Source organism: Microcoleus sp. Pol17C6, assembly GCF_036701145.1.
Classification (GTDB): Bacteria; Cyanobacteriota; Cyanobacteriia; order Cyanobacteriales; family Microcoleaceae; genus Microcoleus.
Window position 1 is genome coordinate 80,972 of record NZ_JAUBQH010000014.1, and the last position, 7,666, is coordinate 88,637.

Here is a 7,666-nt window from a genome sequence, read left to right on the forward strand (position 1 = left end):
CCCCCTAAATCCCCCTTAAGAAGGGGGACTTTGAGGACTTCCGGTTCCCCCCTTCTTAAGGGGGGCTAGGGGGGATCTAAATCTAACGGTCAAACAGCAGTCTGTGAATACATTTGACGTTAAATTGCCCAAACTAGCACCTTACCTACCCATATCGAGTCCAGTAATTAATTAAAATCATGACTATTACTAACATCACCTCTCCCGAAGACAACCCTTTTCATCGAATCAAGCTTCGGCAGATATTTGGAGGGTGGTTTTTATTAGCTATGGGTATTTATTTTCAAATAGTAATGATTGGCTATACACGAGGGATAAAATTTGATAGTAAACTAACATTAGATCCATTCGTTGAAGAAATATTTGGAATTTATTTATCGATTCTGTTACTGGCTTTCGTGTGGCGACAATGCAAGCTAGCGGGAATTGAAATTAAATATTTGGTTGGTAAAGTTCCCGATCACTACCAATGGTTGCCATTATTAGGTCTGGCGATCGCTAGCGTGGTTTTTTCAATAAGTGTCTTCCGAGTATTTTATTATCCATTGTCTTTTTTCGTACCTTCTTTTGTCGAAAAAATTCTGACAGAACGTAGAAATTTTAGTATTTTAATGACAGCTTCAAAAACATTTAATCCGGCACTTTACTATTTAATTAGTGCGATTAATAGTTGTGTAATATCTCCCATATTTAATCCCTTTATTTTCACAGCTATTATGCTACACAGATGCGCTGCAAAATGGGGTAATATTCCAGCTATCTTAGCTCATTGTCTGTTCTTTATAATTTTTGGTTATAAATATTTTATATCTGTACTTATTGGGATATTAATGTACTTAATTTTGTATTTAAAAACCCGTAGCTTACTTATACTAATAGTTTTTAGTGCCTTGGAAAATATTATTTTTAAAATTTGGAATTTGTCGTATACAACATTTTTTGACAATCAAACAGCAAACATTCTAGATGTATTTCGATCGCAAATACAGTTAGGTGTCTTGTTTTTTGCTTTGTCAGCCCCTTGGGTAATCGGTTTCATCTATAAAAACTGGTCTGTTCTCAAAGGGCCTTTACCTTACTTTGCTAATGCTGCGGAAGCTGAGAAGATTAAAGCTGATTCCGAGACTTAAGTTGCAAATATCGGTTAACCAATTGCTCGCTAATTTGATTTGCTGGTGCATCCAAAACCAAAACTCCTTTTTGTTTCAACTGTGCAAAAGCTACCTGACGCTGTGCTAGTAAATCTAAAGCGACAGCACGATTATAAGCAGGTGTAATTTCTACGGTGGAAGTGTGAGCGATTTGGTCAACTTGAGGATCGCGCAAAGTTACGCAAAAAGGCAAATAACGAGGTGTTAAACGCGCTAAGGCGGAAAGCATTTCTGTAGAAGCTGTGACATCTACTAAATCAGTAATTAGCACTACTAATGCACGGCGAGTTTGTTGACTTACTAATTTAGTTACAGCACCAACATAGTCTGGTTCTAACAAAACTGGCTGAATTGGCGCAAGGCGTTCAATTAATTTAGAGTGTTGATGTTGACCGCGTTCCGGCGGTATCCAAGTCGTGATTTCCCGATCGAACACACCGACTCCCACGCGATCGCCCCGATTTAGTCCAGCCAAGGCTAAAGACAGCGCTGCATTCACTCCCCAGTCAAAACGCTTCAAACCCTGCACTCGCGCCGTCATCAGCCGTCCCCTGTCGAGTAAAATAATTAAAGTTTGCTCTTTTTCGGGTTCTAAAACTCTGACTAAAGGGCGCGATCGCCTCGCAGTAGCTTTCCAATCAATCAAGCGAGGATCGTCACCAATACCATATTCCCGCAGTTCGGCAAATTCAGTTCCCATGCCAAGTTTTCGTAACCCACGCATTGTGCCGCTATTTTCCAATGTTAGCCGAATAGAGAGTTCTTTCAACATCACTAAATCGGGATAAACTGCCACTTTTTCACTAGCAGGTATTTTCCAGTCGTGCCATGCTAAACCCCAATTTCCCAACTGCCGCACTTGAATGTCTCCCCACTTATATTCTCCGCGATTTGACGGGCGGATTGTATAAGTTAATTCCAGATCGCTGTTAGGGTTGAGGTCTGCTTCCAGCATCGGTTGAGAGACATCAAACTCTAGCGGATAGGCGTCGCGCAGGCGAATTTTAGCCGTTTGATTTGCCGTTAGCGCAGCCCTCGGAGAGGATCGCACTGACAGTAAAACCGGATTGTCTCGCCCAATCGAAAGTCTGTGCAACGGATGGCGTGTCACTTGCACCCGATGAGATTTTACGCGCAGTGCGTCGGTAATAGCTAGACCTACAATTAAACAGTCAAATAGCAAAGTGCCGATAATACTTGTCTGCTGATTTACAAGCATAGCGAGCAAAAGGGCGATCGGAATGGCGATCGCTAACAGGAAATAAAGGCGAATAGCAGGAATCATTAAAATTTCTGATTAAGATACTGGTGTACACCATTCAACGAGAGTTCCGTCTGGACATCTAACATAGAAAACAATCTGACCCAAGGTTTTTTGAGAAGTGCTTTTAACTCTAATGCACCTGCTGCGATCGCTTGTTGATGTGCCATTTCTACTGAATCAGTGGTAAGTGCTATTTCAACACCCAAAGGTTTATCCGATGAATCAGCCGAAATATAACCATTTGGGAAATTTGACGCGCCTAGAGAATGTGTAGCAAAAGATAAAGTTGTTTCCCCAGTGTCAAGTTCACCATAATCTCCTGATTCATCAATGAACTTCTTTTTGAACCCAAAAGCCCTTTCAAAAAAAGTCAATGAACTTAGTACGTCAGCAACGTAAATAATTGTATATCCCAATTTCATTTGCTTTCTCCCTTTACATGATTTGCAAGTAGCTTGCGTCGTTCACCTGTATAACGCCACCAAGGCTTAGCTGGTTCGCCATTGAGGAATCTTTTGACAGAAATGAGAGCGTCAAGTACACATGGATCGTGGCGATGTCCCATGACATTAGCAAGTTCGTGAAAGACTTCTAATGGCGATCGCGTTTTAAGTTGATCTGGTTGCTCAATACCAATGCTTCGCAAATCCGCACTCATTGATTTCCCAATGTTTGGAAGGTCTTCAAGCTTCTTGACTTCGTTTAGAGACTTCTTCATAGTTCTGGTGTGGTATTTTTGCGCTCAATTCCTACAATACTTGCGTAATAAAGATTTTTTGTCAGGAATTCGATTCCTCCAAACGAAACGTAAACATAACATGATCGCTCGGTGTTTCTGGATTACCAACAGCCGAATACAGATTCATCGCTGCTGTATTTTCGCGATCGGTAAGCACCCAAGCTTCTGTACAACCCAACTCACGAGCGACCTCAAATACTGCATTCATCAAACGCTTCCCCAAACCTTGCCGACGATAAGTTTCTGCTACACTAACCTCGTTAATCCACAGTTCGGGACGTGATTTGTCGGGATGAACATAATGAACTGCTGAGACAAAGCCGACAACTTTATCGTCATCGATTGCAACAGCCAGATGGTGCCGCGAGTCTGTCAAAAATTCTTCAGTACGTGGGATATCGATCGAGTTGTCAAAGACATCTGGATCGACATTCTTGAGAATATTTACATCATTCTGATCCAGAATTTTGATTGCGATCGTCATAGTTATATTTCAGTTTACCTCGGTACAGCGACTTGTTTTAATACCGAAGCAATTACCGAATTAATTTGCAAGCCATCTAGCAGCGATTCTGGTTTGAGAATCAGACGGTGACGCAAAAGCGGCAGTGCGATCGCCTTGACATCATCAGGAGTAGTATAATCCCTGCCGGCCAGCCAAGCGTGAGCTTTACTACTTTGCAACCAAGCTACTGCCGATCGCCCAGAAGCACCCAATGCCAAATCGGGATGTTTTCGCGTATTGTGTACCAAAGCTAGCACGTAATCGAGCACTTTCTCTTCTACTTTGACAGTTTGTACTGCTTGACGCGCGCTAATTATTTGCTCTACCGTTGCTACAGATTTTATTCTAGCTAAATCGATGCGTTTAGCGCGAAATCCTGCCTCTGCGTTCAGCAACATTTGCTTTTCTGCCGCTGCATCGGGATAGTCAACCACAAGTTTAAATAAAAATCGGTCTAACTGAGCTTCTGGTAGCGGATAAGTGCCTTCAAATTCTAGGGAATTTTGAGTGGCGATCGTCCAAAATAATTCTGGCAGAGCTAAAGTCTCACCGTCTAACGTTACCTGCTGTTCTTCCATTGCTTCTAGCAGTGCTGACTGGGTTTTCGGAGGCGTGCGATTAATTTCATCCGCCAGCAAAATTTCAGTAAACACTGGCCCTTTTTTCAGGGTAAAACTGTGGCTTTCAAAATCAAAAATATTCGTTCCCAAGATATCCGACGGCAAAATATCCGGCGTTAGTTGAATGCGGCGAAAATCTGCTTGAATCAATTGGGCGATCGCTTTTACAAGTAGAGTTTTCCCGGTTCCAGGGACTCCCTCAACAATCACGTGGCCGCCGCTCAAAAGTGCTACTAGCAAGTGCTGTACTGTGGAAGATTGACCCACAACTATTTTGTCGAGGGCTTGGCTGAGGCGTTTAAAAATCGAGTTTGTTTCGCTCATTTTAGATTTTTCCTGTCAGAGGGGAGATGTTGACGGATCTGCTGCCATTTACCCAACCAGGCTAGCAAATTTGAATCGCTGATTCGGCGTTTGTGAGATGGCGAGGGCAAAACTTCTGACAATTCTGCCGCTTTTCGCCCTGTTTGCTCAACCCAAGCATTTGTTAGGGTTTCACTTTCCAGCGATGTCTGTCCCAATAATAATGCTTTTTGCAGTTGTAACTGTTCTTCTTTGCCGATAATTTCTACGGCGAAATCTGTGCTGTTTGCTTTTTGTAAAACACCCGCTAATGCTTGAATGTAAGCTTCGCTGTTGTCAACCTGCGGCGCTGATAAAGTTACAGGCTGTCCAAACCTGTTCCACCCGGCAAAAATAGCAACGAGTAAAATAATTGTACCCTGTATCAAAACTGGAAATAGAGGAGTTTTGGCTAAATAAGTGAATAAGTTTCCCTGGTATTCGCGTTCAATAACTTCGGGATCTTTGTAACCGTGAATGTATTCGTCTACCCAGACTTTATTGAGGATTTTACTCGTTCCCTGGCTTTGCGGGTCGCTCGAATTTTGGATTAATTTCACTGCTAGAGCCTGCTGGGCCCCTTCTATTTCTGGTTCTCCACCTTCTAATTGAGTAACCAGCCCTGCTAAAAATTCATAATTACCGGGAAAATCCTGATAAGCATTAGCAGCTAAATGGGAGGTGCTGGCAAAATAAACTGTACCCTTTCCCACGTTTTTTTTCCAAACAATTGCCCCAAATTGATCGTCTAAAATTTGTTTTTCGCTGCTGGGGTATCTCCGCCCCGTATCAATCTTGATTTCCCCGGCTGAAGCTAGGTGCAAGCTACTAAAAGGTGCTGGTGTCACTGGTGCGCGAACTCCCAAATTTACCAAAGTATTGCCCTGTTCCACCCACTTTTTCTCTGTATCAGAAACAACTTCTGGTATCAATTTACTATAGATACGTAAAAGGGTAGTGGGCGGTTTTGCATCTTGGTTTTTAGCAAAGTCTTCAAAAGGTTTTTGCCAGCGCTGAACCTCGGTTCCCCGTTTTGACATAAAAGCATACCATGCTCCGTAGCCGTCCGGCGCTCTATTATAAGTAGAACCGCTGTTGACTTTGTTGTTAGCAGGAGCAAATAGCAGAGTAACGATCGCTATTGCAGTAATGGCGATCGCTCCCAACAACCACAACCTACGCTTTGACAAGTTCATCGCTCGTTAAGTAAGTAAATACAAATAAATATAACATGAGGGGTTTTTGAATGAATCAACTCACTCCTTATATAGAACCCATTTGACATATTTTAGCGATCGTCAATCACATTACGGATCACCAATAAACTTGGTTTTTGACCATCGCATTTTTAATGGAATCAGATTTAACTTACACCCGAACCTCAATTTTCAGAAATTCCCAACTGGGTGATGCTTAGACATATAAAATTTTAAGTATTTTTACTCATAATTGTCTCTCCTGATTCACTTTTGCGCGCTGAATCAGTGAAAGCTGCCTCTTGGGCGGTCGAAATCAGGGATTTAAGCTCTCCTTCCTCTACAGATGTGGAAAACCCCCTTTTTATAGGGCTGAAAAAAAGAGCGCAATTTTTCCGGATCAAACTTATTGATGATGAAAGTTAAATATCTCTATGTAAATAGGCGTAAGTAGGTGTAATTATTTACACTCTACACTCGATCGGGGGCAACAATACCTTCAGATGCTGATTGGGCAAGCATTTTTACTTGATTTACCGCCACGTATGAGGAAATTTTTCTTGCAGCGATTGATCGCTACAAGAAAGCCCAACCTCTGGTTTTCAGTCACTTCTAATCCTTAATTACTCATCATCAAAGGAGAAGCTATGGCTACTTCATTCACTGGTTCTTTGGGTACAACCACTAATTACAGCAGCATCGCTGACCTAATTACACAATGGCCTACTGCCGCCAAGAATCAAGGCATCCAACTGTCTGGGATAGCTTTTGATGGCTTTGAAACGAACTACACTAGCCCTGAAGCCATCGCCAACCTCACGTTAGCACCGAACGAAACCCCTAAAAGCGGGTTGAGCTACGGCGCTCCGGCTGGTATTGGTGTCTACGGCTCTTATAGTGGTTGGTTCACCGACGCCACTAAATATCGGGCGGAAATCAACTATGACCCCAACGCCAATCTATCTCAGACGCTGAAGGTGAAATGGGCAGATAACAAAGACATCACTAGCGCCACGATCGGCGTGAGTGGATTACTTCCCAAATCAAGTTCTACAGTGAACGATCAAGGCAATGAAGTTGGTTTGCTGAAACTCTTTAATAATGGGACGGAGGTATCGGCCAGCAATTTTACGATCGCTCGCCTCACCCCTCCTAACCCTCAAAAACCGATCGGTGTCTCTTCAGATGGAGTGACTTTCATTGGCGATAGTCCCGATGGCAATTTCACATTCCAGATACAAGCAAATTCCACTAGCGTTGCTTTTGACGAATTACGGTTCTCCGCCAAACCCTACGATAGCCCCACCGCTGCCTACGCCACTAGCACCTCCATCAAAAGCGATAGTTCCGACTACCTAGTGCGGAGTATTCAATATCAAGGCATTGATGTGACGCCGACGCCGACGCCGACGCCGACGCCAACTCCGACGCCGACATCTCCAAGTCTCTTCCAGTTCGCCCAACCAAATTACACGGTGGCTGAAGGCGGCGTGGCGACGATTAACGTTACTCGCACCGGTGGCACGGAGGCTGCAACCATTAGCTACCAGACTCTTGACGGTTCGGCAAGTTCAGGCACTGCTGCAGATTACACTTCGGTGACGGGGGTGTTGAATTTTCTTGCGGGGCAAACAACTGCTAGTTTCACCGTGCCGACTTTGACTGATGCGATTTCGGAATCGGCGGAAACGGTGAATTTGGTGCTCTTCGGTGGCAATGTCAGTAATCCGTCAATTTTGACGATTAATGATGTGGCGTCAACAACTGTGGCGCCGACGCCGACATCTCCAAGTCTTTTCCAGTTCGCCCAACCAAATTACACCGTGGCTGAAGGTAGCCCGGCTACGAT

At 43.6% G+C, this 7,666-nt stretch carries 8 protein-coding genes; 2 read left to right on the plus strand and 6 right to left on the minus strand.

The window, feature by feature from the left end:
• The first annotated feature begins 179 nt into the window (after positions 1-179).
• Positions 180-1,130, plus strand: a complete 951-nt coding sequence (locus tag QUA25_RS09750) for a hypothetical protein (protein ID WP_333037260.1) — start codon at positions 180-182, stop codon at positions 1,128-1,130.
• Here QUA25_RS09750 and QUA25_RS09755 read toward each other — a convergent pair.
• From QUA25_RS09755 to QUA25_RS09780, 6 genes are all read right to left on the minus strand, one after another.
• On the minus strand, positions 1,108-2,436 hold the full coding sequence (locus tag QUA25_RS09755; RefSeq protein WP_333037261.1) for a DUF58 domain-containing protein: 1,329 nt from the start codon (positions 2,434-2,436) through the stop codon (positions 1,108-1,110). The two genes, QUA25_RS09750 and QUA25_RS09755, sit on opposite strands and share 23 nt — an antisense overlap.
• On the minus strand, positions 2,436-2,837 hold the full coding sequence (locus tag QUA25_RS09760) for a VOC family protein (RefSeq protein WP_333037262.1): 402 nt from the start codon (positions 2,835-2,837) through the stop codon (positions 2,436-2,438). Before QUA25_RS09760 ends, QUA25_RS09755 begins: the two co-directional genes overlap by 1 nt.
• On the minus strand, positions 2,834-3,133 hold the full coding sequence (locus QUA25_RS09765; protein ID WP_333037263.1) for a helix-hairpin-helix domain-containing protein: 300 nt from the start codon (positions 3,131-3,133) through the stop codon (positions 2,834-2,836). Before QUA25_RS09765 ends, QUA25_RS09760 begins: the two co-directional genes overlap by 4 nt.
• 61 nt (positions 3,134-3,194) lie before the next feature.
• Complete coding sequence (locus QUA25_RS09770) at positions 3,195-3,638, minus strand: GNAT family N-acetyltransferase (protein ID WP_333037264.1); 444 nt, start codon at positions 3,636-3,638, stop codon at positions 3,195-3,197.
• Between the two features lie 14 nt (positions 3,639-3,652).
• Positions 3,653-4,603, minus strand: a complete 951-nt coding sequence (locus QUA25_RS09775) for a MoxR family ATPase (RefSeq protein ID WP_333037265.1) — start codon at positions 4,601-4,603, stop codon at positions 3,653-3,655.
• On the minus strand, positions 4,600-5,817 hold the full coding sequence (locus QUA25_RS09780; protein ID WP_333037266.1) for a DUF4350 domain-containing protein: 1,218 nt from the start codon (positions 5,815-5,817) through the stop codon (positions 4,600-4,602). Before QUA25_RS09780 ends, QUA25_RS09775 begins: the two co-directional genes overlap by 4 nt.
• A gap of 647 nt (positions 5,818-6,464) precedes the next feature.
• On the opposite strand from QUA25_RS09780, the gene QUA25_RS09785 reads away from it, so the two are divergent.
• The coding region (locus QUA25_RS09785; protein WP_333037267.1) for a Calx-beta domain-containing protein at positions 6,465-7,666 on the plus strand (1,202 nt) is incomplete at its 3' end.

Coding starts and splice junctions, on each gene's coding strand:
- QUA25_RS09780 (WP_333037266.1), bottom strand. CDS start 5,817: ATGAACTTGTCAAAGCGTAGGTTGTGGTTGTTGGGAGCGATCGCCATT.
- QUA25_RS09755 (WP_333037261.1), bottom strand. CDS start 2,436: ATGATTCCTGCTATTCGCCTTTATTTCCTGTTAGCGATCGCCATTCCG.
- QUA25_RS09750 (WP_333037260.1), top strand. CDS start 180: ATGACTATTACTAACATCACCTCTCCCGAAGACAACCCTTTTCATCGA.
- QUA25_RS09770 (WP_333037264.1), bottom strand. CDS start 3,638: ATGACGATCGCAATCAAAATTCTGGATCAGAATGATGTAAATATTCTC.
- QUA25_RS09765 (WP_333037263.1), bottom strand. CDS start 3,133: ATGAAGAAGTCTCTAAACGAAGTCAAGAAGCTTGAAGACCTTCCAAAC.
- QUA25_RS09760 (WP_333037262.1), bottom strand. CDS start 2,837: ATGAAATTGGGATATACAATTATTTACGTTGCTGACGTACTAAGTTCA.
- QUA25_RS09775 (WP_333037265.1), bottom strand. CDS start 4,603: ATGAGCGAAACAAACTCGATTTTTAAACGCCTCAGCCAAGCCCTCGAC.